Here is a 26,448-nt window from a genome sequence, read left to right as displayed (position 1 = left end):
ACACATAAAAATCAAGGGGTGCTTTTAATGTCAACGAATATTGCAATTAATGGTATGGGTAGAATTGGAAGAATGGTATTACGTATTGCATTACAAAATAAAAATTTAAATGTAGTAGCGATAAATGCTAGTTATCCACCCGAAACAATTGCACATTTAATCAATTACGATACAACACATGGAAAATATAATCTAAAAGTTGAACCGATTGAAAATGGATTGCAAGTTGGTGATCATAAAATTAAATTGGTTGCTGATCGTAATCCTGAAAACTTGCCATGGAAAGAATTAGATATCGATATTGCTATAGATGCAACTGGTAAATTTAATCATGGTGATAAAGCCATCGCACATATTAAAGCAGGTGCCAAAAAAGTTTTGTTAACTGGTCCTTCAAAAGGTGGACATGTTCAAATGGTAGTTAAAGGCGTAAATGATAACCAATTAGATATAGAAGCATTTGACATTTTTAGTAATGCTTCATGTACTACTAATTGCATTGGTCCAGTTGCAAAAGTTTTAAATAATCAGTTTGGAATAGTTAATGGTTTAATGACTACTGTTCACGCTATTACAAATGACCAAAAAAATATTGATAATCCACATAAAGATTTAAGACGTGCACGCTCATGTAATGAAAGCATTATTCCTACTTCTACTGGTGCGGCGAAAGCTTTAAAAGAAGTATTACCAGAATTAGAAGGTAAATTACACGGCATGGCATTACGTGTACCAACAAAGAATGTATCGCTCGTTGATTTAGTTGTTGATTTAGAAAAAGAAGTAACTGCAGAAGAAGTAAACCAAGCTTTTGAAAATGCAGGTTTAGAAGGTATCATAGAAGTCGAACATCAACCACTAGTGTCTGTTGATTTTAATACTAATCCAAATTCAGCTATTATTGATGCAAAATCAACAATGGTCATGTCAGGGAATAAAGTAAAAGTTATTGCTTGGTATGATAATGAATGGGGTTATTCAAATAGAGTTGTAGATGTTGCTGAGCAAATTGGAGCACTTTTGACATCAAAAGAAACTGTAAGTGCAAGTTAATACAATTAATTTATAGCCTAACTCTGACTTCGGAGTTAGGTTTTTTATTTTTTAATACAATAATATTGTCATGCAAATTACTTAATAAGTAACGATATAATGTTTTTTATTGTTTCATTATTTGGTTAAATGAATTAAATTGAGGGATTCTTTTTTCATCTCTAGATTTATAGTATAATTAGGCATAATCAAAATAAAGAGGGTGATGTAATGAAATGCCCGAAATGTAATTCTACACAATCTAAAGTTGTAGATTCAAGGCATGCCGATGAATTAAATGCCATTCGAAGACGAAGAGAATGTGAAAATTGTGGAACACGTTTCACTACATTTGAACATATCGAAGTTAGTCAGCTTATAGTTGTGAAAAAAGATGGCACAAGAGAGCAGTTTTCAAGAGAAAAAATACTTAATGGACTTGTGCGTTCTTGTGAGAAACGACCAGTTAGATATCAACAACTTGAAGACATAACAAACAAGGTTGAATGGCAATTACGAGATGAAGGTCATACGGAAGTGTCTTCACGAGATATAGGTGAACACGTTATGAACTTGTTAATGCATGTTGATCAAGTTTCATATGTTAGATTTGCATCAGTCTATAAAGAATTTAAAGATGTTGATCAATTGTTAGCATCGATGCAAGGGATTTTAAGCGAAAACAAACGGAGTGATGCTTAAATGGGACGACAAGCCTTCGAATTCGGCTTAAGACCAAAGGATCAATTCAAAGTTATGCAACACTTTGATTTAAATACGAATCATTTAGAGGTATTGAATCGACTGTATACACCGCTAATTGGAACGCAAGCAGTGGGTTTATATCATTTTATGACTCAATTCGTTAAAGAAAGTCATAATGAAACATTGATTCTTTCTCATTATATTTTTATGAATGAACTTAAAATTAATTTACTAGAGTTTAGACAACAAATGGACTTACTTGAAGCGATTGGATTGTTAAAGGCGTTTGTCAAACATGATGAACAAGAAACACAATTTGTTTACCAATTAATTCAACCGCCTTCAGCACATTTATTTTTTAATGATCCAATGTTGTCAATCTTTTTATATAGTGAAGTCGAGCATCGTCGATTTCATGAGTTGAAGAAATACTTTGAGTATCAACAAATTGATTTGAGTGAATTTAAACAGGTAACAAGACAATTTACTGATGTTTTTAAAGTGCCGTCTACAAAAATAGATATCGATACAAGTGATATTCCGATTAATGAACCGTACCAAGGTATCGATTTATCAAATGAATCTTTTGACTTTGAAATGTTGAGACAAATGTTAGGTAAACATTTTATTAGTCAAGACATTGTTACCAAAGATGCAAAGCGTTTAATTACACAACTCGCGACTTTATATGGTTTAACAGCAGATGGCATGAAGCATGTTATTTTAAATTCAATTACAAGTGGACAACAGTTATCCTTTGAAGAAATGCGTAAACAAGCACGCTCGTATTACTTAATGGAACACGAAAATCAAATGCCTAAATTACAGGTGAAATCTCCTGCTACATCATCTTCGACGGGTAAATCTTCAGAAGTGAATCCAAAGCCACAAAGTGATGAATGGTTTGAGTTACTTGAACAAACGAGTCCAATTGATATGTTAGCTTCTTGGTCTGAATCAGAACCAACTATATCGCAAAAGACAATGGTTGAAGAATTAATTGAACGTGAAAAAATGTCTTTTGGCGTCATTAATATTTTGTTGCAATTTGTCATGTTAAAAGAAGATATGAAACTTCCTAAAGCGTATATTTTAGAAATAGCATCAAATTGGAAGAAAAAAGGTATTAAGACAGCTAAAGAAGCATATAATTACGCTAAAAAAGTTAATCAACCTAAAAATGAGGGTTCTAGCGGAAATTACCAAAAGCGTGGTTCATACTTTGGGCAGCGTAATCGTATTTCAAAAGAAAAAACACCTAAATGGTTAGAAAATAGAGATAAACCTAGTGAAGAAGATTCGGCTAAAGATAATAGCGTAGATGATCAACAATTAGAGCAAGATCGACAAGCATTTCTAGATAAATTATCTAAAAAATGGGAGGAGGACAGTCAATAATGAAGCAATTTAAAAGTATAATTAACACGTCGCAGGACTTTGAAAAAAGAATAGAAAAGATAAAAAAAGAAGTAATCAATGACCCAGATGTTAAGCAATTTTTGGAAGCGCATCGAGCTGAATTAACGAATGCTATGATTGATGAAGACTTAAATGTGTTACAAGAGTATAAAGATCAACAAAAACATTATGACGGTCATAAATTTGCTGATTGTCCAAATTTCGTAAAGGGGCATGTGCCTGAGTTATATGTTGATAATAACCGAATTAAAATACGCTATTTACAATGCCCATGTAAAATCAAGTACGACGAAGAACGCTTTGAAGCTGAGCTAATTACATCTCATCATATGCAACGAGATACTTTAAATGCCAAATTGAAAGATATTTATATGAATCATCGAGACCGTCTTGATGTAGCTATGGCAGCAGATGATATTTGTACAGCAATAACTAATGGGGAACAAGTGAAAGGCCTTTACCTTTATGGTCCATTTGGGACAGGTAAATCTTTTATTCTAGGTGCAATTGCGAATCAGCTCAAATCTAAGAAGGTACGTTCGACAATTATTTATTTACCGGAATTTATTAGAACATTAAAAGGTGGCTTTAAAGATGGTTCTTTTGAAAAGAAATTACATCGCGTAAGAGAAGCAAACATTTTAATGCTTGATGATATTGGGGCTGAAGAAGTGACTCCATGGGTGAGAGATGAGGTAATTGGACCTTTGCTACATTATCGAATGGTTCATGAATTACCAACATTCTTTAGTTCTAATTTTGACTATAGTGAATTGGAACATCATTTAGCGATGACTCGTGATGGTGAAGAGAAGACTAAAGCAGCACGTATTATTGAACGTGTCAAATCTTTGTCAACACCATACTTTTTATCAGGAGAAAATTTCAGAAACAATTGAATTTTAAAATGATTGGTGTATAATGAATACAAATCTAAATCGTTTAAATGATTGAAGACAAGATGATCTAATCAATATTACACAGAAAGCCATTGTTTGATGAGAATATGGTTAATAAATTAGATGATTACTACTTCATTTATGGTATTTGTAATGAATACCCGGATCAAGACCGTTATCTTAAGCAGAGATATTTAATACATAAATTGTATTAGATAACTAGGGTGGTACCACGACGATCTCGTCCCTTGTATAGGGGCGGGATTTTTTGTTTTTTTCAGACATAAATGTTTGTTGGTGTCATAAATTCCCTGTTTATTGTTAATAGGTTTAATGTTAAAACGATGATTGTTGTTCAATTTTTTAACGAGGTCAGATAAAAGTATTTATAAAGCAAATAGGAGGGTTTAACATGGAACAAATTAATATTCAATTTCCAGATGGTAATAAAAAGGCGTTTGATAAAGGTACTACTACTGAAGATATAGCACAATCAATTAGTCCTGGATTACGTAAAAAAGCTGTTGCCGGCAAATTTAACGGGCAACTTGTAGATTTAACTAAACCGCTTGAAACTGATGGATCAATTGAAATTGTGACACCAGGTAGTGAAGAAGCGTTAGAGGTATTACGTCATTCTACTGCACATTTAATGGCACACGCGATTAAAAGGTTATATGGTAATGTTAAATTTGGTGTAGGTCCTGTAATAGAAGGTGGATTCTACTATGACTTCGACATTGACCAAAACATCTCATCTGATGACTTTGAACAAATTGAAAAAACAATGAAACAAATCGTTAACGAAAATATGAAAATCGAACGAAAAGTGGTTTCACGAGATGAAGCGAAAGAGTTATTCAGCAATGATGAATACAAATTAGAATTAATCGACGCGATTCCTGAAGATGAAAATGTAACATTATATAGTCAAGGTGATTTTACTGATTTATGTCGTGGAGTTCACGTTCCATCAACAGCTAAAATTAAAGAGTTTAAACTATTATCTACAGCAGGTGCATACTGGCGTGGAGATAGTAACAACAAAATGTTACAACGTATATACGGTACTGCTTTCTTTGATAAAAAAGAATTAAAAGCACATTTACAAATGTTAGAAGAGCGTAAAGAACGTGATCATCGTAAAATTGGTAAAGAGTTAGAATTATTCACAAATAGCCAATTAGTTGGTGCTGGTTTGCCATTATGGTTACCTAACGGTGCAACAATTAGACGTGAAATTGAACGTTATATTGTTGATAAAGAAGTTAGCATGGGGTATGACCACGTTTATACACCAGTACTTGCTAATGTTGATTTATACAAAACATCTGGTCACTGGGATCACTATCAAGAAGATATGTTCCCACCAATGCAGTTAGATGAAACTGAATCTATGGTATTACGTCCAATGAACTGTCCACATCATATGATGATTTATGCGAATAAACCACACTCATATCGTGAATTACCTATCCGTATCGCTGAGCTAGGAACGATGCATAGATATGAAGCAAGTGGTGCTGTATCAGGATTACAACGTGTTCGTGGTATGACTTTAAATGATTCACATATCTTTGTTCGACCTGATCAAATTAAAGAAGAATTCAAACGTGTTGTAAACATGATTATTGATGTATATAAAGACTTTGGTTTCGAGGATTATAGCTTTAGATTAAGTTATAGAGACCCTGAAGATAAAGAAAAGTACTTTGATGATGATGACATGTGGAATAAAGCTGAAAATATGCTTAAAGAGGCAGCGGATGAGCTTGGCTTATCGTACGAAGAAGCGATTGGTGAAGCGGCATTCTATGGTCCGAAACTAGATGTTCAAGTTAAAACAGCGATGGGTAAAGAAGAGACATTATCAACAGCACAACTTGATTTCTTATTACCAGAACGTTTTGATTTAACTTATATTGGTCAAGATGGTGAACATCATCGTCCAGTTGTTATTCATCGTGGTGTTGTATCAACAATGGAACGATTTGTAGCATTTTTAACTGAAGAAACTAAAGGTGCATTCCCAACTTGGTTAGCGCCAAAACAAGTTCAAATCATTCCAGTTAACGTTGATTTACATTATGATTATGCGCGCCAATTACAAGATGAATTGAAATCTCAAGGCGTTCGTGTAAGTATTGATGACCGTAATGAAAAAATGGGTTATAAAATTAGAGAAGCTCAAATGCAAAAAATACCTTATCAAATCGTAGTTGGGGATAAGGAAGTTGAAAATAATCAAGTGAATGTGCGTCAATATGGATCGCAAGACCAAGAAACAGTTGAAAAAGATGAATTTATCTGGAATCTAGTTGATGAAATTCGTTTGAAAAAATATAGATAGACAGTTGTCGCAATAAAATGCTTTAAAACTTTTATTGCGTATCAAGTTTTACAGGGTTGATTATGCGTGATGAATCCTGTATATTACAAGTTAGTTAAAATATTAAATTGAGTTAGAGGTTGCATGTTTAATTAGTAACTTGTCAGAAGTATTTATGGTACATAAGTTGAACAAGTGAAAGGTAAAGATGCCGAAATAGATATAAACCATAAATTATATCTATTGGGACAGTTTTCGAATAGGAACTGTACTGTCACAGAATGTGATGTGCTACCTTATATAGATAATTGCCAAAGTGGTTGCATATCTTAAAGGTATGTAGCCACTTTTTTACTTTTAATATCACTATGTTCTGTAAAAAAGGGTATGAAAGTGAATAAAGGTTATTTATTTCTTGGCCTCTAAAACATGGAAAGGGAGCTTATATGTCAAAAGTTCAAAATGAAAGTAACAATGTTGTCAAAAGGGGACTTAAAGATCGTCATATTTCTATGATTGCGATTGGGGGTTGTATTGGTACAGGTTTATTTGTAACTTCTGGTGGAGCAATTCATGATGCAGGTGCTTTGGGTGCATTAATAGGATACGCAATTATCGGAATAATGGTATTTTTCTTAATGACGTCACTTGGTGAAATGGCTACGTATTTACCAGTATCAGGTTCATTTAGTACATATGCTACAAGATTTGTTGATCCATCTTTAGGGTTTGCGCTTGGTTGGAACTATTGGTTTAACTGGGTAGTAACTGTAGCAGCAGATATTACGATTGCAGCACAAGTCATTCAATATTGGACACCATTGCAAGGCATACCCGCTTGGGCATGGAGTGCGTTGTTTTTAGTTATAATTTTTAGTCTGAATTCGTTATCAGTTCGCGTCTATGGTGAAAGTGAATACTGGTTGGCATTGATAAAAGTGATTACAGTTATTGTTTTCATTGCAATTGGTTTATTAACGATTGTAGGAATCATGGGTGGTCATGTTGTAGGATTTGAAATATTTAATAAAGGTGAAGGTCCTATTCTTGGTGGCAACTTAGGAGGAAGTTTGTTATCAATTCTAGGTGTATTCTTAATCGCTGGTTTCTCATTCCAAGGTACTGAGTTAATTGGTATTACGGCTGGTGAATCAGAAAATCCTGAACGTGCTGTGCCGAAAGCAATTAAACAAGTATTCTGGAGAATTTTATTATTTTACATTTTAGCCATTTTTGTTATCGGTATGTTAATTCCTTATGATAGTAGTGCATTAATGGGTGGTAGTGATAATGTAGCAACGTCTCCATTCACATTAGTGTTTAAAAATGCTGGATTTGCGTTTGCAGCATCATTTATGAATGCAGTCATTTTAACGTCTGTGTTATCAGCAGGTAACTCAGGTATGTATGCTTCAACCCGAATGCTATATTCAATGAGTAAAGATAAATTAGCGTTTGAAGCATTTGGTAAAACAAATAAAAACGGTGTGCCATATATGTCGTTACTCGTTACAGCAATCATTGTAGTGATTATTTTCGTATTACAAAGCCTTACAAAAGGTGCATACGAATATATCGTTGCAGCAAGTGGTTTAACTGGTTTTATTGCTTGGGTAGGTATAGCAGTAAGTCATTATCGATTTAGAAGAGCATTTGATAAACAAAATTATGACAAATCTAAATTAAAATATACTGCTAAATTATTCCCATTCGGACCATTATTTGCTGGCTTTTTATGTATTGTAGTAATTATTGGTCAAGATGTTGACTTTATTAAAACAGGAGATTTTAATTTTAGTCGCTTCTTAATTACGTATATGGGAATTCCAGTATTTTTAGCATTCTTTATTTATCATAAGCTTCGATATAAAACGAAAAAAATCCCATTAGAACAAGTAGATTTACGTCAAGACGTGTCAATGGATGAAATAAAAGGTTAAAATAAAAATAATTACAGTTATAGTGTTGACTTAAATGTGAATTGTTGATATGATTAACAACGTTGAATACGAAACGAACCAAGTAGAAGCACCCGCTTCTCACCTGTAGCGACGCATAAAGCAGTTGGCAGGTTAATCACATTACACATAACTGTGTATAAGGAAGAGCGGGTATTTTATACCTGCTCTTCCTTTTTGCTTGGTGCAAATTTCGTAAAAATTTTGGAGGTGTCAACCATAGCAAAAGATCAAACTCAAATCAATGACAAAATTCGTGCAAAAGAATTACGTTTAATCGGTCAAGATGGTGAACAAATTGGTGTTAAATCAAAGCGTGAAGCTTTAGAAATGGCTGAACGTGTAGATTTAGACTTAGTGGTCGTTGCACCGAATGCGAAACCACCAGTTGCAAGAATTATGGATTACGGTAAATTCAAATTCGAACAACAGAAAAAAGAAAAAGAAATGAAAAAGAAACAAAAAATCATCAATGTTAAAGAAATTCGTTTAAGTCCAACAATTGAGGAACATGATTTCCAAACTAAGTTGAAAAACGGACGTAAATTCTTAACTAAAGGCGATAAATGTAAAGTATCTATTCGTTTCAGAGGGCGTGCCATTACGCATAAGGAAATTGGTCAACGTGTGCTAGAAAAATATGCAGATGAATGCAAAGATATAGCAACAGTTGAACAAAAACCTAAAATGGACGGGCGTCAAATGTTTATCATGTTAGCGCCAACAGCTGAAAAATAATTAAAGCTATTACAGGAGGACTTATATTATGCCAAAAATGAAAACTCACCGCGGAGCAGCTAAACGTGTTAAAAGAACTGCTTCAGGTCAATTAAAACGTTCAAGAGCTTTCACATCTCACTTATTCGCAAACAAGAGCACTAAACAAAAACGTCAATTACGTAAAGCTAGATTAGTGTCTAAGAGCGATATGAAACGTGTAAAACAATTATTAGCATACAAAAAATAAGAACAAATACAGAAATCGGTAGGAATTACCTAAGGAGGAATTTTTTATGCCACGAGTTAAAGGTGGAACAGTAACAAGAGCGCGTCGTAAAAAAACGATTAAATTAGCTAAAGGTTACTTCGGTTCAAAACATACATTATACAAAGTAGCTAAGCAACAAGTAATGAAATCAGGTCAATACGCTTTCCGTGACCGTCGTCAACGTAAACGTGACTTCCGTAAATTATGGATTACACGTATCAACGCAGCAGCTCGTCAACATGAAATGAGCTACTCACGTTTAATGAACGGTTTGAAAAAAGCTGGTATCGACATTAACCGTAAAATGTTATCAGAAATCGCAATTTCTGACGAAAAAGCATTTGCTCAATTAGTAACTAAAGCTAAAGATGCTTTAAAATAATAACACTTATAAAAAAGCAAAATGCCACATTTAATCGCTAAAATATGACATATTTGCTAAAATGCATTTAAGAGAACAAACATTAAAGTGAGGAGTTTTATACGATGTCTAAATTTGATGAACAAATCATTGTAGTACCTAGAGAAATTATTTTTAATAATGAAAAGAATACTTTCAATGGGTTTTTAAATAAGAATAAACCAGAAGGTCAAAATATTTTTGATGCGCTAAGTCAATATGAAGTTAAGCGACGCGGTGATATGGAAGAGGATCCATCATATAAACAACTCATTTCTTATTGTTTACTTGAAAATGAGCATGGCGAGATATTAGTGTATGAACGATTATCTGGCGGTGGAGAAGCTCGATTGCATGGACAATCTTCAATAGGTGTAGGCGGTCATATGAATGATGTTCCAGGAGCAGAATCTATTAACGAAGTATTGAGAGTTAATGCACAGAGAGAATTAGAAGAAGAAGTAGGTTTAAGTGAGCAAGATTCACAAAATATGGAATATATCGGTTTTATTAATGACGATAATAATGAAGTGGGCAAGGTACATATTGGTGTTGTATTTAAAATCACTGTAAGTACGAATGATGTAGAAGCTAAAGAAACAGATACTTTACGAATAAAATGGGTTGAAAAAGGCAACATAGAGTCATATGATGATTTCGAAACGTGGAGCGCATTAATCCTTCAAGATTTATAATCAAACGAGGTGACATATATGTCAGATATTATTCAGTTTCCTAACTCTTCGAAAAAGTTATATAAAGATATAAAACGTGCTGAACAAGACCAAAACTATGACCTGATGTATGAATATATTGTGCAATATGAACGTCAATTTGAACTCACTGAAGAAATAGCAATGATGAAATGCCGTATGTTATATGAGACGGGGTCATTTCTTGAATTAAGAGAAGAAACAATTGTCTTATTGAAAACTGGCATACAACAATATGATGCATTGATGATTTATTACGTGAAAAGTTTGATTGGTTTGGGACAATATTTTGAAGCGGTAGAAGTAATTCATCAAATTATTGATGAAGTCAAAGATCACAAAACAAGAATGGCATTACATCCTCTTAAAGAATTTGCTAAGTCAAAATTAATTGAAGATGAAAAACGATTGACTCAGTCATTAACTGATTTTGATACGTTATCAATGAGGGAACAGACGCACTTGATTTTGAAGTTAATAGACAATGGTCATTTTCAATTTCAAGAAACGGTATTATATATATTAAAATCTAATACGTACAGTTATAACCTCATTAGTTTAATGATTGAGTATTTAAGGTTCGCAAATTGTACACAAGAACTGACAATTGAAAAGTATGGTATGGATGTAACTTTTGTACCAGCTAATTTAAAAGGGCTAGAACATACAACACTGAAAGAAAAAGTTATACCTAACGTTATGGAAACATTAAATGATGGTGCTTTACATATCGCTGAAGAAGCACACCATATTATGAATAATCACTCTATCATGATTTATCCAATTGATATTGAAACTTTGTTTGAAACGAATAAATGGATTAATGCATACGAATGTTATTTCAAAAATATGTTAGGACTTAAATGTGAATTACAAAGTATCGATGCATTTAATTTTATTCAGCAATTAGATTTGAATAATAATAGTTAAATTGTTGCAAAATAATACTCAGCATTTTAATATAGTTTTGACGAAAAAAGTTGATTTACAAATATATAAACGTTGTGATTTCAATGTTTGTATAGGGAATAGACCTATGATATAATAGGGAAGTTGAAAAAATAAATTAGTTAATCATGGAGGTATATATACATGACAGCAACTTGGGAAAAAAAGGAAGGTAACGAAGGTTTATTAACTGTTACTGTTCCTGCAGAAAAAGTAAACAAAGCGTTAGATCAAGCATTCAAAAAAGTGGTTAAACAAATTAACGTACCTGGATTCCGTAAAGGTAAAGTGCCACGTCCAATTTTTGAACAACGCTTTGGTGTAGAAGCATTATATCAAGATGCTATCGACATTTTATTACCAGATGCTTATGGTGAAGCAATTGACGAAACTGATATTAAACCAGTTGCACAACCAGAAGTAAGTGTTACTCAAATTGAAAAAGGTAAAGATTTCATTTTTGAAGCAACAGTTACAGTTGAGCCAGAAGTTAAATTAGGAGACTATAAAGGTCTTGAAATTGAAAAACAAGAAACTGAATTATCTGATGATGAGTTACAAGAAGCGATTGACCACAGCTTAGGACATTTAGCTGAAATGGTCGTTAAAGAAGATGGTGTTGTTGAAAATGGCGACACAGTTAACATCGACTTTAGTGGTTCAGTTGACGGAGAAGAATTCGAAGGTGGACAAGCTGAAGGTTACGATTTAGAAATCGGTTCAGGTTCATTCATACCTGGTTTCGAAGAGCAATTAGAAGGTATGAAAGTTGACGAAGAAAAAGATGTTGTCGTAACATTCCCAGAAGAATACCATGCTGAAGAATTAGCTGGTAAAGAAGCAACTTTCAAAACAAAAGTTAACGAAATTAAATTTAAAGAAGTTCCAGAATTAACAGATGAAATTGCTAATGAATTAGATGCAGAAGCAAATACAGTAGACGAGTACAAAGAAAACTTACGTAAACGTTTAGCTGAACAAAAAGCTACAGATGCTGAAAATGTTGAAAAAGAAGAAGCGATTACAAAAGCTACTGATAATACAACAATCGATATTCCTGAAGCAATGGTTAATACTGAATTAGATCGTATGGTGTCTGAATTTGCACAAAGAATTCAACAACAAGGTTTAGATTTACAAACGTACTTCCAAATCTCAGGTCAAGATGAAACTCAATTAAGAGAGCAAATGAAAGACGATGCAGAACAACGTGTTAAAACTAACTTAACTTTAACTGCGATCGCTGAAGCTGAAAAAATCGAAGCTACTGATGAAGATATCGATAAAGAATTAGAAAAAATGAGTAAACAATTTAATATCTCAGTTGAAGATATCAAAAATACTTTAGGTAATACTGATATCATTAAAAATGATGTTCGTATCCAAAAAGTTATCGATTTATTAAGAGGTAACGCAAAGTTCGTTGAAGGAACTAAAGAAGATTAATCTTCATTAAATATTAAATTACAAAAATGAGTAGCAGATGCATAGCTTATGTATCTGCTACTATTCTTTAAGCAAAAAGTTTGTATGTTAATATGTTGCATTGTAATATCCAATCTAGTATAGTCTTTAACGAATAGGGGTGTAAAAAGAATGTTTAAATTCAATGAAGATGAAGAAAATTTGAAATGCTCTTTCTGCGGAAAAGACCAAGATCAAGTAAAAAAACTTGTAGCAGGAAGTGGTGTATATATTTGTAATGAGTGTATTGAATTATGCTCAGAAATCGTCGAAGAAGAATTAGCTCAAAACACTTCTGAAGCGATTACAGAATTACCTACTCCTAAAGAAATTATGGATCATTTAAACGAATATGTTATTGGTCAAGAAAAAGCTAAAAAATCTTTAGCTGTAGCTGTTTATAACCACTATAAGCGTATTCAACAATTAGGACCAAAAGAAGATGATGTTGAATTACAAAAAAGTAACATTGCATTAATTGGGCCAACAGGTAGTGGTAAAACATTATTAGCTCAAACATTAGCCAAGACGTTGAATGTACCATTTGCAATTGCAGATGCGACAAGTTTAACTGAAGCTGGTTATGTAGGCGATGATGTTGAAAATATCTTGTTGAGATTAATTCAAGCAGCTGACTTTGACATTGATAAAGCCGAAAAAGGTATTATTTATGTAGATGAAATTGATAAAATTGCACGTAAATCTGAAAACACATCTATAACACGTGACGTTTCAGGTGAAGGTGTTCAACAAGCATTGCTTAAAATCTTAGAAGGTACGACTGCAAGTGTTCCGCCACAAGGTGGACGCAAACATCCAAACCAAGAAATGATTCAAATTGATACAACAAATATCTTATTTATTCTTGGTGGTGCCTTTGATGGTATTGAAGAAGTGATTAAGCGCCGTCTTGGTGAAAAAGTTATTGGTTTCTCAAGCAATGAAGCTGATAAATATGACGAACAAGCATTATTAGCACAAATTCGCCCAGAAGATTTGCAAGCCTATGGTTTGATTCCTGAATTTATCGGACGTGTGCCAATTGTAGCTAATTTAGAAACATTAGATGTAACTGCGTTGAAAAACATCTTAACGCAACCTAAAAATGCACTTGTGAAACAATATACTAAAATGCTGGAATTAGATGATGTGGATTTAGAGTTCACTGAAGAAGCTTTATCAGCAATTAGTGAAAAAGCAATTGAAAGAAAAACAGGTGCGCGTGGTTTACGTTCAATCATAGAAGAATCGTTAATCGATATTATGTTTGATGTGCCTTCTAACGAAAATGTAACGAAGGTAGTTATTACAGCACAAACAATTAATGAAGAAACTGAACCAGAACTATACGACGCAGAAGGCAATTTAATTAATAATAGTAAAACATCAGCTTAATCATTGATGTGTTATAAAAGTGAAAAGCTCCAATCAAAGTTGACGCTCAAATAGTTTAACTTTGATCGGAGCTTTTTTATAATGTATACCGAAAGGTTCAAATATTATATAATGGTAGAGTTGAAAGAGAATATAAAAAAGTGAGGATATAAAATGAAAGTTAATCCTAATAATATAGAATTAATCATTAGTGCAGTAAAAGAAGAACAATATCCAGAAACAGAATTGTCTGAAGTTGCACTGAGCGGTCGATCTAATGTAGGTAAGTCTACATTTATCAATAGTATGATTGGCAGAAAAAATATGGCACGTACATCACAGCAACCCGGCAAAACGCAAACGTTAAATTTTTATAATATAGATGAACAACTTATTTTTGTGGATGTTCCAGGGTATGGATATGCTAAAGTAAGTAAAACACAACGTGAAAAATTTGGGAAAATGATTGAGGAATATATAACTAAGAGAGAGAATTTGCAATTAGTTATTCAATTAGTTGATTTAAGACATGATCCAACACAAGATGATATCTTAATGTACAATTATTTGAAACATTTTGATATTCCTACTTTAGTTATATGCACTAAAGAAGACAAAATTCCAAAAGGTAAAGTTCAAAAGCATATTAAAAATATTAAGACACAATTAGATATGGACCCAGACGATACAATTGTAAGTTATTCATCAATTCAAAATAATAAACAACAACAAATATGGAATTTAATTGAACCGTATATTTCATAGTTTTTGTACGACAAAACTTATACAAAAATTTTAAAAATAATGTAAGCACGAAACTTTTAATTAGTACACAATTGATAACATTTTTCAACGTTCATCATTTTGTCAAAAACTCAAAAGTAAATTAGAAAGATTATAATTTATTTAAGCATCGTACTTAATTGGATTTTAAATTATGTTATAATATTTGTATTGTTAGTATATATGGGGGCGTTTCAAATGCATTTTATTGCAATTAGTATAAATCATCGCACAGCTGATGTTGCACTAAGAGAGCAAGTTGCTTTTAGAGATGATGCCTTACGAATTGCCCATGAAGATTTATATGAAACTAAATCTATTTTAGAAAATGTCATATTATCAACATGTAATCGAACTGAAGTATATGCTGTTGTTGATCAAATTCACACAGGTCGTTACTATATTCAACGATTTCTAGCTCGTGCATTTGGATTTGAAGTAGATGATATTAAAGCAATGTCAGAAGTAAAAGTGGGGGACGAAGCAGTAGAACATTTATTGCGTGTCACTTCTGGTTTAGATTCAATCGTACTTGGAGAAACTCAAATTTTAGGTCAAATAAGAGATGCATTTTTCTTAGCGCAAAGCACAGGTACGACAGGAACAATTTTTAATCATCTATTTAAACAGGCAATTACTTTTGCAAAAAGAGCACATAATGAAACAGATATAGCTGATAATGCTGTAAGTGTGTCTTATGCTGCGGTCGAGTTGGCGAAAAAAGTATTTGGCAAATTGAAAAGTAAGCAAGCTATCATTATTGGTGCAGGGGAAATGAGTGAATTATCACTATTAAATCTTCTTGGTTCTGGAATTACTGATATTACAGTAGTAAATAGAACAATTGAAAATGCTATGAAATTAGCAGCAAAGCATCAAGTGAAATATGATGAACTATCATCATTACCAAATTTACTTGAAAGTGCAGATATTGTGATTAGTTCAACGAGTGCACAATCTTATATCATTACAAATGAAATGATAGAAAGAATTGCAGAAAATAGAAAGCAAGATTCACTAGTATTGATTGATATTGCAGTTCCTCGAGATATTGAACCTGGTATTAGTGCCATCACAAACATCTTTAATTATGATGTTGATGACTTAAAAGGTTTAGTTGATGCAAACTTACGTGAGCGACAATTAGCGGCTGCAACAATTTCGGAACAAATTCCTGCAGAAATACATGCACACAATGAGTGGATTAGTATGTTGGGTGTTGTTCCAGTGATTAGAGCTTTACGTGAAAAAGCTATGGCAATTCAAGCAGAAACGATGGACAGTATTGATCGTAAATTGCCAGGGTTAAGCGAAAGAGAACGTAAAATTATATCTAAACATACAAAAAGTATCATCAATCAAATGTTGAAAGATCCTATTAAACAGGCCAAAGAATTAAGTAGTGATAAGAAAAGTAATGAAAAATTAGAGCTATTTCAAAATATATTTGATATCGAAGCTGAATGTCCTTATGAGCAAGCGAAGCAACAAAAAGAAAGCAAGGTCAAGGAAATTTCAGCGCGACGTATCTTTAGTTTTGAATAAGCATATTAATATGGTGATAATATGCAAGAAAACCTGTTTATTCGATTCAATGAAATTATATTATTAATATACTTAATCAGTATCATTTGCTATTTTTATGATTTTGTCCAAAAAAGTCATAAGATTAGAAGTTTAGGCATATATTTATTGGGGATTGTTTGGGTTTTACAAACAATCTCTTTATCTATTTTTATTATACAAACTAGACATATTCCATTAGGGTCTATTTCAGATGTATTCTATACTTTAAGTTGGCTGATTATTTCAATCTCTTTAATTCTTAACCTTATCAAAGTATTGAATTTCTCTGTGTTTTTCTTGAATTTAATAGGGCTAACACTTTTAGGGATGAATACATTTCAACCGACACATTATACTAATAAGGTTCAGAAAATTGCTGTTGTAGACGAGTTACTGTTAGTCCATATCGGTCTAGCTGTGTTAAGTTATGTCTTCTTTGCCTTAGCTTTTGTCAATGCATTACTGTATATCATGCAATACCGTAATTTGAAGGAAAAACGTTTTGATCAAAAATACTTTAGAATAGGTAGCGTTGCTACACTTGAATCAATTGTGTTTTACTCAACGTTAAGTGGGTGGATAATTCTCATATTTAGTATTATTTTAGGTACACAGTGGGGTGTAATTTCAGTTGGTGAACGTATATTCATTGACCCGAAGGTAATACTCTCTTCAATTATTACAGTATTATATGGAAGTTATATTTTGCTTAGAATCAACAAATGGTTGAATTCAAGGTATTTAATATACTATAACATTATTTTATTTTGCTTAAATATGATTAATTTATTTTTTGCAACACATTTTGTGAATTGAGAAAATAATCTAGAGCAATCCGTTCCTAGGAGGAATTGAACATGCGTAAATTAGTCGTTGGCTCCAGAAGAAGTAAATTAGCTTTAACACAAAGCCAGCAATTTATTGATAAATTAAAAGCTGTCGAGCCAAATCTAGAAATTGAAATTAAAGAAATTGTCACGAAAGGCGATCGTATAGTAGATAAGCAATTGTCTAAAGTCGGAGGCAAAGGCTTATTTGTTAAAGAAATACAACATGAACTTTTTGAAAAAAATATCGATATGGCAATACACTCGCTTAAAGACGTACCAAGTGTAATTCCGGAAGGTTTAACATTAGGTTGTATCCCTGATAGAGAATTACCTTTTGATGCGTATATTTCTAAAACACATACACCACTATCCCAATTGCCAGAAGGCAGTATTATTGGTACTAGTTCATTACGTCGTGGTGCACAAATATTATCTAAGTATCCTAATTTAGAGATTAAATGGATTAGAGGTAATATAGATACACGATTAGAAAAGTTACAAACTGAAGATTATGATGCGATTATTTTAGCTGCAGCTGGTTTAAGAAGAATGGGCTGGTCAGATGATATTGTAACATCTTATCTTGATAGAGATACATTGTTACCTGCAATCGGACAAGGTGCTTTAGGGATAGAATGTCGTAGTGACGATGAAGAACTATTAACATTATTAAGCAAAGTACATAATGATGAGGTTGCGAAATGTGTGACTGCTGAACGAACGTTTTTAGCAGAAATGGATGGTAGTTGTCAGGTGCCAATCGCAGGATATGCTACAATCTCAGATCAAAAAGAAATCGAATTTACAGGTTTAATTATGACCCCAGATGGTAAAGAACGATTTGAATATACAATGAACGGAACAGATCCGGTTGAGTTAGGCAAAACAGTGAGTAACAAATTAAAAGAGCAAGGTGCTTATGAAATTATAAAACGCTTAAATGAACAACATTAAATAATGGAGTGACGTTTAAATATGAAGCCAGTTGTAGTTATGACACAAACAAATGACATGCAAAGTGATTTAGTATCAATTATTCACAAACCCTTTATTGATATAAAGCCACTAAATTTTGATATTCATTTGTTAAATCAACGCTATGACTGGCTTATTTTTTCATCTAAAAATGCTGTGAAATTCTTTTATAAATATCTAAAAGGAATTAATGTTGATAACATTGCTGTGATAGGAAGTAAGACAGCGCAATATTGTGAATCACTTGGCATTCGAGTTGATTTTATGCCAAACGACTTTTCTCAAGAAGGATTTTTAAAATCATTTAATCAAACTAACCAAAAAATACTTTTGCCTTCGAGTGAATTGGCGAGACCATTGTTATTAGCAGCGTTATCTAAAGATAATGAAGTTGTTAAAATAGATTTATATACTTCAGTGCCTAACAAACAAAATATACAAGATGTTAAAGAAATGATAGAACATCAACAAATCGATGCATTAACATTTTCAAGTTCGTCGGCAGTACGTTATTATTTTAATGAAGGATTTGTACCAAAATTCAAGTCGTATTTTGCTATTGGAGAACAAACAGCACGGACCATTAAATCATATCAACAACCAGTAACAATTGCAGAAATTCAAACACTCGAATCACTAATTGAAAAGATTTTAGAAAGTAGGGGCTAAAAATGAAATTTGATAGACATAGAAGATTGAGATCATCAGCGACAATGAGAGATATGGTTAGAGAGAATCATGTAAGAAAAGAAGATTTAATATATCCAATTTTTGTAGTTGAAAAAGACGATGTGAAAAAAGAAATTAAGTCATTGCCAGGTGTATACCAAATCAGTTTGAATTTACTTGAAAGTGAATTAAAAGAAGCTTATGACTTAGGCATACGTGCCATTATGTTTTTCGGTGTTCCAAACTCAAAAGATGATATAGGTACTGGTGCATACATTCACGATGGTGTTATTCAACAGGCAACACGTATTGCTAAAAAAATGTATGATGACTTATTAATTGTTGCAGACACTTGTTTATGTGAATATACTGATCATGGTCATTGTGGTGTGATTGATGACCATACACATGACGTTGACAATGATAAATCATTGCCACTACTTGTTAAAACAGCAATTTCTCAAGTGGAAGCTGGTGCTGATATTATTGCGCCAAGTAATATGATGGATGGTTTTGTTGCTGAAATTCGTCGTGGATTAGATGAAGCCGGCTATTACAATATTCCTATAATGAGTTATGGTGTCAAGTATGCATCAAGTTTCTTTGGACCTTTTAGAGATGCAGCAGATTCAGCGCCATCATTTGGGGATAGAAAAACGTATCAGATGGACCCTGCTAACCGTTTGGAAGCACTTCGTGAATTAGAAAGTGATCTTAAAGAAGGGTGCGACATGATGATTGTTAAACCTGCTCTAAGTTATTTAGACATAGTTCGAGATGTTAAAAATCATACGAATGTTCCAGTTGTTGCATATAATGTGAGTGGAGAATATAGTATGACTAAAGCAGCGGCACAAAATGGTTGGATAGATGAAGAACGTGTCGTTATGGAACAAATGGTTTCAATGAAACGTGCAGGTGCTGATATGATTATTACGTATTTTGCAAAGGACATTTGTCGCTATTTAGATAAATAAGGTTTTATATTTATGATTTTCCATAAACTATAGGAGGAATTTACTTTATGAGATATACGAAATCAGAAGAAGCAATGAAGGTTGCTGAAACTTTAATGCCTGGTGGTGTAAATAGTCCAGTACGCGCATTTAAATCAGTAGATACACCAGCAATTTTTATGGATCACGGTAAAGGTTCAAAAATTTATGATATCGATGGTAACGAGTATATCGACTATGTACTAAGTTGGGGACCACTTATTTTAGGACATAGAGACCCTCAAGTTATTAGTCATTTACATGAAGCAATTGATAAAGGTACAAGTTTTGGTGCATCAACATTACTTGAAAATAAATTGGCGCAGCTCGTTATTGACCGAGTATCTTCAATAGAAAAAGTGCGTATGGTGTCATCTGGTACAGAAGCTACATTGGATACTTTAAGATTAGCACGTGGTTATACTGGCAGAAATAAAATTGTGAAATTTGAAGGTTGCTATCATGGTCATAGTGATTCGTTATTAATCAAAGCTGGTTCTGGGGTGGCAACATTAGGATTGCCGGATTCTCCTGGTGTGCCTGAAGGTATTGCTAAAAATACAATTACAGTTCCATACAATGATTTAGATGCACTTAAAATCGCTTTCGAAAAATTTGGAGACGATATTGCTGGTGTAATCGTAGAACCTGTTGCTGGTAATATGGGTGTCGTACCGCCGATTGAAGGTTTTTTACAGGGATTAAGAGATATTACGACTGAATACGGCGCATTGCTAATTTTCGATGAAGTAATGACTGGTTTCAGAGTCGGTTATCATTGTGCACAAGGTTACTTTGGTGTGACACCAGATTTAACTTGCTTAGGAAAAGTTATCGGTGGAGGACTACCTGTAGGTGCTTTTGGTGGTAAAAAAGAAATCATGGATCATATAGCACCATTAGGAAATATTTATCAAGCGGGTACGTTATCAGGAAATCCTCTTGCAATGACAAGTGGTTATGAAACGTTAAGCCAATTAACGCCAGAGACATATGAGTATTTTAATATGTTAGGCGATATACTTGAAGACGGTTTAAAGCGTGTATTTGCTAAACACAATGTACCAATAACTGTAAATAGAGCAGGTTCAATGATTGGTTATTTCTTAAATGAAGGACCTGTAACCAATTTTGAACAAGCGAATAAAAGTGATTTGAAATTATTTGCAGAAATGTATCGTGAAATGGCAAAAGAAGGTGTGTTTTTACCACCATCTCAATTTGAAGGTACATTCTTATCTACGGCACACACGAAAGAAGATATTGAAAAAACGATTCAAGCATTTGATACGGCTTTAAGTCGTATTGTAAAATAAATATACGGACAAATTGAGAGCCTGAACTTTGTTCAGGCTCTTTTTAAATGTATATCAGGCATGGGCGGCGACTTGATAGTGAAAGTCCATATATGCTTTGTAGTCAAAACTGCTAGCGGATATTGTTATCTTAACAAACGTGAAGCTCAAGCAGCAATTTAGTCATTTTATTTTTTATTGAAAGAAGTGGAAAACATGACAATGATATATAGAAATAATTTCATTGTGTTCGTTTTATCATTTTTTATTAGTATTCTACTGTATTCATCACACGTATTACTCCCATTTATGTTTGGTCCTATTATCGCATCAATCATTTGTGTGAAAGTTTTCAAACTTGATATTAAATGGCCATTCTTACTGAGTGAATTAGGTATTGTACTATTAGGTGTGCAAATCGGATCAACGTTTACGAAAAATGTCGTTATGGATATTAAAGACAATTGGCTTTCGATTATTGTTGTATCTATTTCGATATTATTAATTGCAATAGTAATGGCATTTATTTTTAAAAAAATTGCACGTATTAATACGGAAACAGCTATTTTAAGTGTTATACCAGGAGCACTAACACAAATGCTGGTCATGGCTGAACAAGACAAACGTGCTAATTTGTTAGTTGTTAGCTTAACGCAAACATCACGAATTATATTTGTTGTTGTTTTAGTACCGTTCATTTCATATTTTTTTCATGATGGTAACATGCATGCGAATGGAAAGTTAACAAAAGTCTTGCCTTTATCACAAGTATTAAACATAGGGCAAATAGTTATTTTAGCGATAGCTATCTTTATAGTTTATCTAATTATGTCTAAAATAAAGTTTCCAACATTTCAATTATTAGCACCACTCATTGTATTAATTGTTTGGAATTTTTCTACAGGTTTAACATTTACACTAGATCATTGGTTGTTGAACATGGCACAACTAATATATATGATTAGAATTGGAGTTCAAATTGCGCATTTATTGTCAGATTTAAAAGGTAGACTAGCAATCGCAATTACAATTCAAAATATTATGTTGATAATTGGTGCGCTAATCATGGTTTATGTCATACATTTCTTTGATAATAATCCTATTAATGAATTGTTTCTTGGTGCAGCACCAGGAGGGGTTAATCAGATAGTTTTAGTTGCATTAGCTACTGGTGCCGATGTTGCTATGATTACGAGTTATCATATTTTCCGAATCTTTTTCATCCTATTTATTATTGCACCAGGAATTAATTACTTTTTAAAATATCGTTCGAATAAGCGTGAAGATTAGAAACTATCATCCATTTAAGTTGATTTATGCTTAGGATAGAATTCATTATTAAGGTTTAAGCAAAGGTTGTACATCTATTTTTAGATTAAGATATCTAATATTAGCAGTGCATTAACTTGGAACTTTAACTTATGATTTGAATAAATTTTCACATCAAAAAACGAGACAGTCTATTAGTTAAAAATAGATGATGTCTCGTTTACTTTATGATGCTATAGCAAATTAATTGTGTTTAGGCTTTGATGGACAATCTTTTAAATGTGCATCATATAAACCGGCTGCTTCTAAAAACGAAAATACTGTTACTGGACCTAAAAATTTAAACCCGTATTGTTTTAAATCTTTAGATAGTTGTGTTGCAGTATCATCAACTGTGATACGATCAGAAGCATGTTCATACTGCAAATCTTTAGGCTTACCATTTACATAAGACCATAAAAATTTACTAAAACTACCATATGCTTGTTCAATTTTTAAATACCCTTGAGCTTGATTAACAATTGCTTCTAATTTTTTACGATGATGAACGATATTTGGAAAAGTCATTAAGCGGTCGATATCTTGAGCGGTCATTTGTGCTACTTTTTCTGGTTCGAAATCATAAAATGCTTCTTCATAGGCTTCTTTCTTTTTTAAAATAGTTAACCAAGATAGCCCAGCATGTTGTGATTCTAATGCTAAAAGTTTAAACAATGCCTTGCTATCATAGAGCGGTTGTCCCCATACATGATCATGATAGTCTAAGTAGACTGGATCTTTAGTTCCAAATGCGCATTCATTCATTTTATTCCCACCTATACATTGACTTATTTTGTCAATCATTATACTATAAGTTAAGAGTTTAATATAGGATTTGGGAAGAGTAAGTTCAAATTATTTTAAAGAGAGCATATGATTTGGTGTGAGTATGTAAATGATTTTTACTGAAGGTAGCCCACAGAGTATCTTAGCTGAACGTGATTAATAGTAGGCTAAGACGTGTTTGAGCGTTAATCATAATCTAGAGTGCTTGAAGAGATGAAGCATTTCAAATTTCACGATGATAGTATTGGTATGATTATTCCAATTATGTTAAAAGAGTGAATTTGATATTAATCATCCTTCTTGAATATAGGTGGTACCACGGAATATCCGTCCTATTTGTATATAGGATGGATATTTTTATTTTTTTAGGAGGTATAGCAAATGGAAATGAAACCAAAATATGATCCTCGTGAAGTTGAAGCGGGACGTTATGAAGAATGGGTAAAGAATGGTTATTTTAAATCGTCAGAAGATAAATCAAAAGAAACATATACTATTGTTATCCCGCCACCAAATGTGACTGGCAAATTACATTTAGGACATGCATGGGATACAACTTTACAAGATATCATTACACGTATGAAACGTATGCAAGGATACGATACGTTATACTTACCAGGTATGGATCATGCTGGTATTGCGACACAGGCAAAGGTAGAAGCTAAATTAAATGAACAAGGAATAACTAGATATGATCTTGGTCGTGAAAAGTTTTTAGAACAGGCATGGGATTGGAAAGAAGAGTATGCGTCATTTATTCGTGCGCAATGGGCTAAATTAGGTCTAGGTTTAGATTATAGTAGAGAACGTTTTACTTTAGATGAAGGTTTAAGTAAAGCAGTTAAAAAAGTTTTTGTTGATTTATACAATAAAGGAATTATTTATCGTGGCGAACGTATTATAAATTGGGATCCTAAAGCACGTACAGCTTTATCTGATATTGAAGTAATACATGAAGATGTTCAAGGTGCGTTTTATCATTTTAAATATCCTTACGCTGATGGTGAAGGTTTTATTGAAATTGCAACAACAAGACCAGAAACGATGTTAGGTGATACAGCGATTGTTGTTAACCCTAATGACGAACGATACAAAGATGTAATCGGTAAAACTGTTATATTACCAATCGTAGGACGCGAACTGCCTATTTTAGCAGATGAGTATGTTGATATAGACTTCGGTTCTGGTGCTATGAAAGTGACACCAGCACATGACCCTAATGATTTTGAAATTGGTCAAAGACATCAATTAGAAAATATTATCGTTATGGATGAAAATGGTAAAATGAACGACAAAGCGGGTAAATACGAAGGTATGGACCGTTTTGATTGTCGTAAACAGCTAGTTAAAGATTTAAAAGAACAAGATTTAGTTATCAAGATTGAAGATCATGTTCATTCTGTAGGTCATTCAGAACGATCTGGCGCTGTTGTTGAACCATATTTATCAACACAATGGTTTGTGCGCATGGAAGACTTAGCGAAACGTTCATTAGATAACCAAAAAACAGATGATCGTATTGATTTTTATCCGCAACGTTTCGAACATACATTTAACCAATGGATGGAAAATATTAGAGATTGGACGATTTCAAGACAATTATGGTGGGGTCATCAAATTCCGGCTTGGTATCATAAAGAAACAGGCGAAATATATGTTGGAGAAGAAGCGCCAACTGATATTGAAAATTGGCAACAAGATGAAGATGTATTAGATACGTGGTTCTCAAGTGCTTTATGGCCTTTCTCTACGTTAGGTTGGCCTGATTTAGAAAGTGAAGACTTTAAACGATACTACCCAACAAATGCCTTAGTTACAGGTTACGATATTATCTTTTTCTGGGTAGCACGCATGATATTCCAAGGCTTAGAATTTACAGATCGTCGTCCATTTAATGATGTATTATTACACGGTTTAGTTCGTGCTGAAGACGGGCGTAAGATGAGTAAATCATTAGGTAATGGTGTGGATCCAATGGATGTTATTGACGAATACGGTGCTGATAGCTTGCGTTACTTCTTAGCAACAGGTTCATCTCCAGGACATGATTTAAGATACTCAACTGAAAAAGTTGAGTCAGTGTGGAACTTTATCAATAAAATCTGGAATGGGGCACGTTTCAGTTTAATGAATATCGGTGAAGACTTTAAAGTTGAAGATATCGATTTAAGTGGTAACTTATCATTAGCAGATAAATGGATTCTAACACGTTTAAATGAAACGATTGCAACAGTTACTGATCTAAGTGACAAATATGAATTTGGCGAAGTTGGACGTGCATTATATAATTTCATTTGGGATGATTTCTGTGATTGGTACATTGAAATGAGTAAAATTCCAATGAATGGTAATGATGAAGAACAAAAACAAGTTACACGTTCAGTATTGAGTTATACTTTAGACAATATTATGAGAATGCTACATCCATTCATGCCATTTGTAACAGAGAAAATATGGCAAAGTTTACCACATGAAGGTGACACAATTGTTAAAGCTTCATGGCCAGAAGTGCGTGAATCATTGATTTTTGAAGAAAGTAAACAAACAATGCAACAACTTGTTGAAATCATTAAATCTGTAAGACAATCACGTGTAGAAGTAAATACGCCATTGTCTAAAGAAATACCTATTTTAATTCAAGCTAAAGATAAAGAAATTGAAACAACTTTATCACAAAACAAAGATTATTTAATCAAATTCTGTAATCCTAGTACCTTAAATATTAGCACTGACGTGGAAATTCCTGAGAAAGCAATGACATCAGTTGTAATTGCAGGTAAAGTGGTATTACCATTAGAAGGGCTAATTGATATGGATAAGGAAATCAGCCGTTTGGAAAAAGAATTAGCTAAACTTCAAAGCGAATTAGATAGAGTAGATAAAAAGCTCTCTAATGAAAACTTTGTAAGTAAAGCACCTGAAAAGGTTATAAATGAAGAAAAACGTAAAAAACAAGATTATCAAGAAAAATATGATGGTGTGAAGGCAAGAATTGAACAATTAAAAGCATAG

26 protein-coding genes, 1 riboswitch and 2 other annotated features are annotated in these 26,448 nt (G+C 33.0%); of the genes, 25 read left to right on the top strand and 1 reads right to left on the bottom strand.

What is annotated here, in order from left to right; genetic code table 11:
* The first annotated feature begins 27 nt into the window (after nucleotides 1-27).
* The 24 genes from gap to JQN76_RS12065 all read left to right on the top strand — a co-directional run bounded on the left by gap (nucleotide 28) and on the right by JQN76_RS12065 (nucleotide 22,632).
* Nucleotides 28-1,053 carry a type I glyceraldehyde-3-phosphate dehydrogenase gene (gene gap, locus JQN76_RS12180; RefSeq protein WP_000106141.1) on the top strand — a complete coding sequence of 342 codons (1,026 nt, stop codon included), beginning with the start codon at nucleotides 28-30 and terminating at the stop codon, nucleotides 1,051-1,053.
* 210 nt (nucleotides 1,054-1,263) lie between these two features.
* Nucleotides 1,264-1,734 carry a transcriptional regulator NrdR gene (gene nrdR / locus JQN76_RS12175; protein WP_000650082.1) on the top strand — a complete coding sequence of 157 codons (471 nt, stop codon included), beginning with the start codon at nucleotides 1,264-1,266 and terminating at the stop codon, nucleotides 1,732-1,734.
* Nucleotides 1,735-3,135: a replicative helicase loading/DNA remodeling protein DnaB gene (locus JQN76_RS12170; protein WP_000533493.1), complete on the top strand. Its 1,401-nt coding sequence runs from the start codon at nucleotides 1,735-1,737 to the stop codon at nucleotides 3,133-3,135.
* Nucleotides 3,135-4,055 carry a primosomal protein DnaI gene (dnaI, locus tag JQN76_RS12165; RefSeq protein WP_000808621.1) on the top strand — a complete coding sequence of 307 codons (921 nt, stop codon included), beginning with the start codon at nucleotides 3,135-3,137 and terminating at the stop codon, nucleotides 4,053-4,055. Before JQN76_RS12170 ends, dnaI begins: the two co-directional genes overlap by 1 nt.
* 92 nt (nucleotides 4,056-4,147) lie before the next feature.
* Nucleotides 4,148-4,270 (top strand): hypothetical protein, encoded by a 123-nt coding sequence (locus tag JQN76_RS12160; protein WP_001790562.1) that lies wholly within the window; start codon nucleotides 4,148-4,150, stop codon nucleotides 4,268-4,270.
* A 197-nt stretch (nucleotides 4,271-4,467) separates the two neighbouring features.
* Nucleotides 4,468-6,405 (top strand): threonine--tRNA ligase, encoded by a 1,938-nt coding sequence (gene thrS / locus JQN76_RS12155; RefSeq protein WP_000435134.1) that lies wholly within the window; start codon nucleotides 4,468-4,470, stop codon nucleotides 6,403-6,405.
* A 105-nt stretch (nucleotides 6,406-6,510) separates the two neighbouring features.
* A riboswitch (Lysine riboswitch) is annotated at nucleotides 6,511-6,686 on the top strand.
* A 144-nt stretch (nucleotides 6,687-6,830) separates the two neighbouring features.
* Entirely contained in the window at nucleotides 6,831-8,324 is a 1,494-nt protein-coding gene (locus JQN76_RS12150) for an amino acid permease (RefSeq protein ID WP_000049145.1), read from the top strand.
* A 74-nt stretch (nucleotides 8,325-8,398) separates the two neighbouring features.
* Nucleotides 8,399-8,524: a sequence feature (ribosomal protein L20 leader region), on the top strand.
* Nucleotides 8,525-8,552: 28 nt separating this feature from the next.
* Complete coding sequence (gene infC / locus JQN76_RS12145; protein ID WP_001791162.1) at nucleotides 8,553-9,080, top strand: translation initiation factor IF-3; 528 nt, start codon at nucleotides 8,553-8,555, stop codon at nucleotides 9,078-9,080.
* Nucleotides 9,081-9,108: 28 nt separating this feature from the next.
* Nucleotides 9,109-9,309, top strand: a complete 201-nt coding sequence (gene rpmI, locus JQN76_RS12140; RefSeq protein WP_001125540.1) for a 50S ribosomal protein L35 — start codon at nucleotides 9,109-9,111, stop codon at nucleotides 9,307-9,309.
* Between the two features lie 46 nt (nucleotides 9,310-9,355).
* The gene (gene rplT / locus JQN76_RS12135; RefSeq protein WP_001138360.1) at nucleotides 9,356-9,712 is read left to right on the top strand and encodes a 50S ribosomal protein L20; all 357 of its coding nucleotides are present in this window, start codon (nucleotides 9,356-9,358) and stop codon (nucleotides 9,710-9,712) included.
* A gap of 104 nt (nucleotides 9,713-9,816) precedes the next feature.
* Nucleotides 9,817-10,425 carry an NUDIX domain-containing protein gene (locus JQN76_RS12130; protein ID WP_000032657.1) on the top strand — a complete coding sequence of 203 codons (609 nt, stop codon included), beginning with the start codon at nucleotides 9,817-9,819 and terminating at the stop codon, nucleotides 10,423-10,425.
* Between the two features lie 18 nt (nucleotides 10,426-10,443).
* Nucleotides 10,444-11,373: a hypothetical protein gene (locus JQN76_RS12125; RefSeq protein WP_001280020.1), complete on the top strand. Its 930-nt coding sequence runs from the start codon at nucleotides 10,444-10,446 to the stop codon at nucleotides 11,371-11,373.
* Nucleotides 11,374-11,377: 4 nt separating this feature from the next.
* Nucleotides 11,378-11,488 carry a hypothetical protein gene (locus JQN76_RS12120; protein WP_001790560.1) on the top strand — a complete coding sequence of 37 codons (111 nt, stop codon included), beginning with the start codon at nucleotides 11,378-11,380 and terminating at the stop codon, nucleotides 11,486-11,488.
* 47 nt (nucleotides 11,489-11,535) lie between these two features.
* Complete coding sequence (gene tig, locus JQN76_RS12115) at nucleotides 11,536-12,837, top strand: trigger factor (protein WP_000127574.1); 1,302 nt, start codon at nucleotides 11,536-11,538, stop codon at nucleotides 12,835-12,837.
* A gap of 150 nt (nucleotides 12,838-12,987) precedes the next feature.
* A complete protein-coding gene (gene clpX, locus JQN76_RS12110; RefSeq protein WP_000472293.1) occupies nucleotides 12,988-14,250 on the top strand; it encodes an ATP-dependent Clp protease ATP-binding subunit ClpX in 1,263 nt (420 codons plus the stop codon).
* A gap of 153 nt (nucleotides 14,251-14,403) precedes the next feature.
* The gene (yihA, locus tag JQN76_RS12105) at nucleotides 14,404-14,994 is read left to right on the top strand and encodes a ribosome biogenesis GTP-binding protein YihA/YsxC (RefSeq protein WP_000867697.1); all 591 of its coding nucleotides are present in this window, start codon (nucleotides 14,404-14,406) and stop codon (nucleotides 14,992-14,994) included.
* A 216-nt stretch (nucleotides 14,995-15,210) separates the two neighbouring features.
* A complete protein-coding gene (gene hemA, locus JQN76_RS12100; RefSeq protein ID WP_000545452.1) occupies nucleotides 15,211-16,557 on the top strand; it encodes a glutamyl-tRNA reductase in 1,347 nt (448 codons plus the stop codon).
* Nucleotides 16,558-16,578: 21 nt separating this feature from the next.
* Nucleotides 16,579-17,394, top strand: a complete 816-nt coding sequence (gene ccsA / locus JQN76_RS12095) for a cytochrome c biogenesis protein (RefSeq protein WP_001157329.1) — start codon at nucleotides 16,579-16,581, stop codon at nucleotides 17,392-17,394.
* A 41-nt stretch (nucleotides 17,395-17,435) separates the two neighbouring features.
* Nucleotides 17,436-18,362: a hydroxymethylbilane synthase gene (gene hemC, locus JQN76_RS12090; protein WP_001230226.1), complete on the top strand. Its 927-nt coding sequence runs from the start codon at nucleotides 17,436-17,438 to the stop codon at nucleotides 18,360-18,362.
* A 21-nt stretch (nucleotides 18,363-18,383) separates the two neighbouring features.
* On the top strand, nucleotides 18,384-19,052 hold the full coding sequence (locus JQN76_RS12085) for a uroporphyrinogen-III synthase (protein WP_000805950.1): 669 nt from the start codon (nucleotides 18,384-18,386) through the stop codon (nucleotides 19,050-19,052).
* A gap of 2 nt (nucleotides 19,053-19,054) precedes the next feature.
* The gene (hemB, locus tag JQN76_RS12080) at nucleotides 19,055-20,029 is read left to right on the top strand and encodes a porphobilinogen synthase (protein WP_000667126.1); all 975 of its coding nucleotides are present in this window, start codon (nucleotides 19,055-19,057) and stop codon (nucleotides 20,027-20,029) included.
* Nucleotides 20,030-20,076: 47 nt separating this feature from the next.
* Nucleotides 20,077-21,363, top strand: coding sequence for a glutamate-1-semialdehyde 2,1-aminomutase (gene hemL, locus JQN76_RS12075; protein ID WP_001836916.1), 1,287 nt, complete (start codon nucleotides 20,077-20,079; stop codon nucleotides 21,361-21,363).
* Between the two features lie 60 nt (nucleotides 21,364-21,423).
* Nucleotides 21,424-21,525 carry a hypothetical protein gene (locus tag JQN76_RS12070; RefSeq protein WP_001788970.1) on the top strand — a complete coding sequence of 34 codons (102 nt, stop codon included), beginning with the start codon at nucleotides 21,424-21,426 and terminating at the stop codon, nucleotides 21,523-21,525.
* Between the two features lie 33 nt (nucleotides 21,526-21,558).
* The gene (locus JQN76_RS12065; protein WP_000178003.1) at nucleotides 21,559-22,632 is read left to right on the top strand and encodes an AbrB family transcriptional regulator; all 1,074 of its coding nucleotides are present in this window, start codon (nucleotides 21,559-21,561) and stop codon (nucleotides 22,630-22,632) included.
* Between the two features lie 222 nt (nucleotides 22,633-22,854).
* Here the strand turns inward: JQN76_RS12065 and JQN76_RS12060 are convergent, their stop codons facing one another.
* Nucleotides 22,855-23,415 (bottom strand): DNA-3-methyladenine glycosylase I, encoded by a 561-nt coding sequence (locus JQN76_RS12060; protein WP_001001227.1) that lies wholly within the window; start codon nucleotides 23,413-23,415, stop codon nucleotides 22,855-22,857.
* Nucleotides 23,416-23,472: 57 nt separating this feature from the next.
* Nucleotides 23,473-23,774: a binding site (T-box leader), on the top strand.
* A gap of 43 nt (nucleotides 23,775-23,817) precedes the next feature.
* Between JQN76_RS12060 and JQN76_RS12055 the strand changes: the two genes are divergently transcribed.
* Nucleotides 23,818-26,448, top strand: a complete 2,631-nt coding sequence (locus JQN76_RS12055) for a valine--tRNA ligase (protein ID WP_000425363.1) — start codon at nucleotides 23,818-23,820, stop codon at nucleotides 26,446-26,448.

Origin of the sequence: Staphylococcus sp. SM3655 (assembly GCF_016917315.1) — a bacterium.
Classification (GTDB): domain Bacteria; phylum Bacillota; class Bacilli; order Staphylococcales; family Staphylococcaceae; genus Staphylococcus; species Staphylococcus aureus.
Note: the sequence above shows the minus strand (reverse complement) of the source record. Positions and strands in the feature narration are given on the sequence as shown.

What these genes read in the sequence shown, in the direction of transcription:
- clpX (WP_000472293.1), top strand. Translation starts at nt 12,988, where the DNA reads ATGTTTAAATTCAATGAAGATGAAGAAAATTTGAAATGCTCTTTCTGC.
- JQN76_RS12125 (WP_001280020.1), top strand. Translation starts at nt 10,444, where the DNA reads ATGTCAGATATTATTCAGTTTCCTAACTCTTCGAAAAAGTTATATAAA.
- yihA (WP_000867697.1), top strand. Translation starts at nt 14,404, where the DNA reads ATGAAAGTTAATCCTAATAATATAGAATTAATCATTAGTGCAGTAAAA.
- hemL (WP_001836916.1), top strand. Translation starts at nt 20,077, where the DNA reads ATGAGATATACGAAATCAGAAGAAGCAATGAAGGTTGCTGAAACTTTA.
- hemC (WP_001230226.1), top strand. Translation starts at nt 17,436, where the DNA reads ATGCGTAAATTAGTCGTTGGCTCCAGAAGAAGTAAATTAGCTTTAACA.
- JQN76_RS12055 (WP_000425363.1), top strand. Translation starts at nt 23,818, where the DNA reads ATGGAAATGAAACCAAAATATGATCCTCGTGAAGTTGAAGCGGGACGT.
- rplT (WP_001138360.1), top strand. Translation starts at nt 9,356, where the DNA reads ATGCCACGAGTTAAAGGTGGAACAGTAACAAGAGCGCGTCGTAAAAAA.
- dnaI (WP_000808621.1), top strand. Translation starts at nt 3,135, where the DNA reads ATGAAGCAATTTAAAAGTATAATTAACACGTCGCAGGACTTTGAAAAA.
- tig (WP_000127574.1), top strand. Translation starts at nt 11,536, where the DNA reads ATGACAGCAACTTGGGAAAAAAAGGAAGGTAACGAAGGTTTATTAACT.
- rpmI (WP_001125540.1), top strand. Translation starts at nt 9,109, where the DNA reads ATGCCAAAAATGAAAACTCACCGCGGAGCAGCTAAACGTGTTAAAAGA.
- JQN76_RS12085 (WP_000805950.1), top strand. Translation starts at nt 18,384, where the DNA reads ATGAAGCCAGTTGTAGTTATGACACAAACAAATGACATGCAAAGTGAT.
- JQN76_RS12130 (WP_000032657.1), top strand. Translation starts at nt 9,817, where the DNA reads ATGTCTAAATTTGATGAACAAATCATTGTAGTACCTAGAGAAATTATT.
- JQN76_RS12150 (WP_000049145.1), top strand. Translation starts at nt 6,831, where the DNA reads ATGTCAAAAGTTCAAAATGAAAGTAACAATGTTGTCAAAAGGGGACTT.
- JQN76_RS12065 (WP_000178003.1), top strand. Translation starts at nt 21,559, where the DNA reads ATGACAATGATATATAGAAATAATTTCATTGTGTTCGTTTTATCATTT.
- hemA (WP_000545452.1), top strand. Translation starts at nt 15,211, where the DNA reads ATGCATTTTATTGCAATTAGTATAAATCATCGCACAGCTGATGTTGCA.
- ccsA (WP_001157329.1), top strand. Translation starts at nt 16,579, where the DNA reads ATGCAAGAAAACCTGTTTATTCGATTCAATGAAATTATATTATTAATA.
- thrS (WP_000435134.1), top strand. Translation starts at nt 4,468, where the DNA reads ATGGAACAAATTAATATTCAATTTCCAGATGGTAATAAAAAGGCGTTT.
- JQN76_RS12060 (WP_001001227.1), bottom strand. Translation starts at nt 23,415, where the DNA reads ATGAATGAATGCGCATTTGGAACTAAAGATCCAGTCTACTTAGACTAT.
- gap (WP_000106141.1), top strand. Translation starts at nt 28, where the DNA reads ATGTCAACGAATATTGCAATTAATGGTATGGGTAGAATTGGAAGAATG.
- JQN76_RS12170 (WP_000533493.1), top strand. Translation starts at nt 1,735, where the DNA reads ATGGGACGACAAGCCTTCGAATTCGGCTTAAGACCAAAGGATCAATTC.
- JQN76_RS12070 (WP_001788970.1), top strand. Translation starts at nt 21,424, where the DNA reads ATGGGCGGCGACTTGATAGTGAAAGTCCATATATGCTTTGTAGTCAAA.
- hemB (WP_000667126.1), top strand. Translation starts at nt 19,055, where the DNA reads ATGAAATTTGATAGACATAGAAGATTGAGATCATCAGCGACAATGAGA.
- nrdR (WP_000650082.1), top strand. Translation starts at nt 1,264, where the DNA reads ATGAAATGCCCGAAATGTAATTCTACACAATCTAAAGTTGTAGATTCA.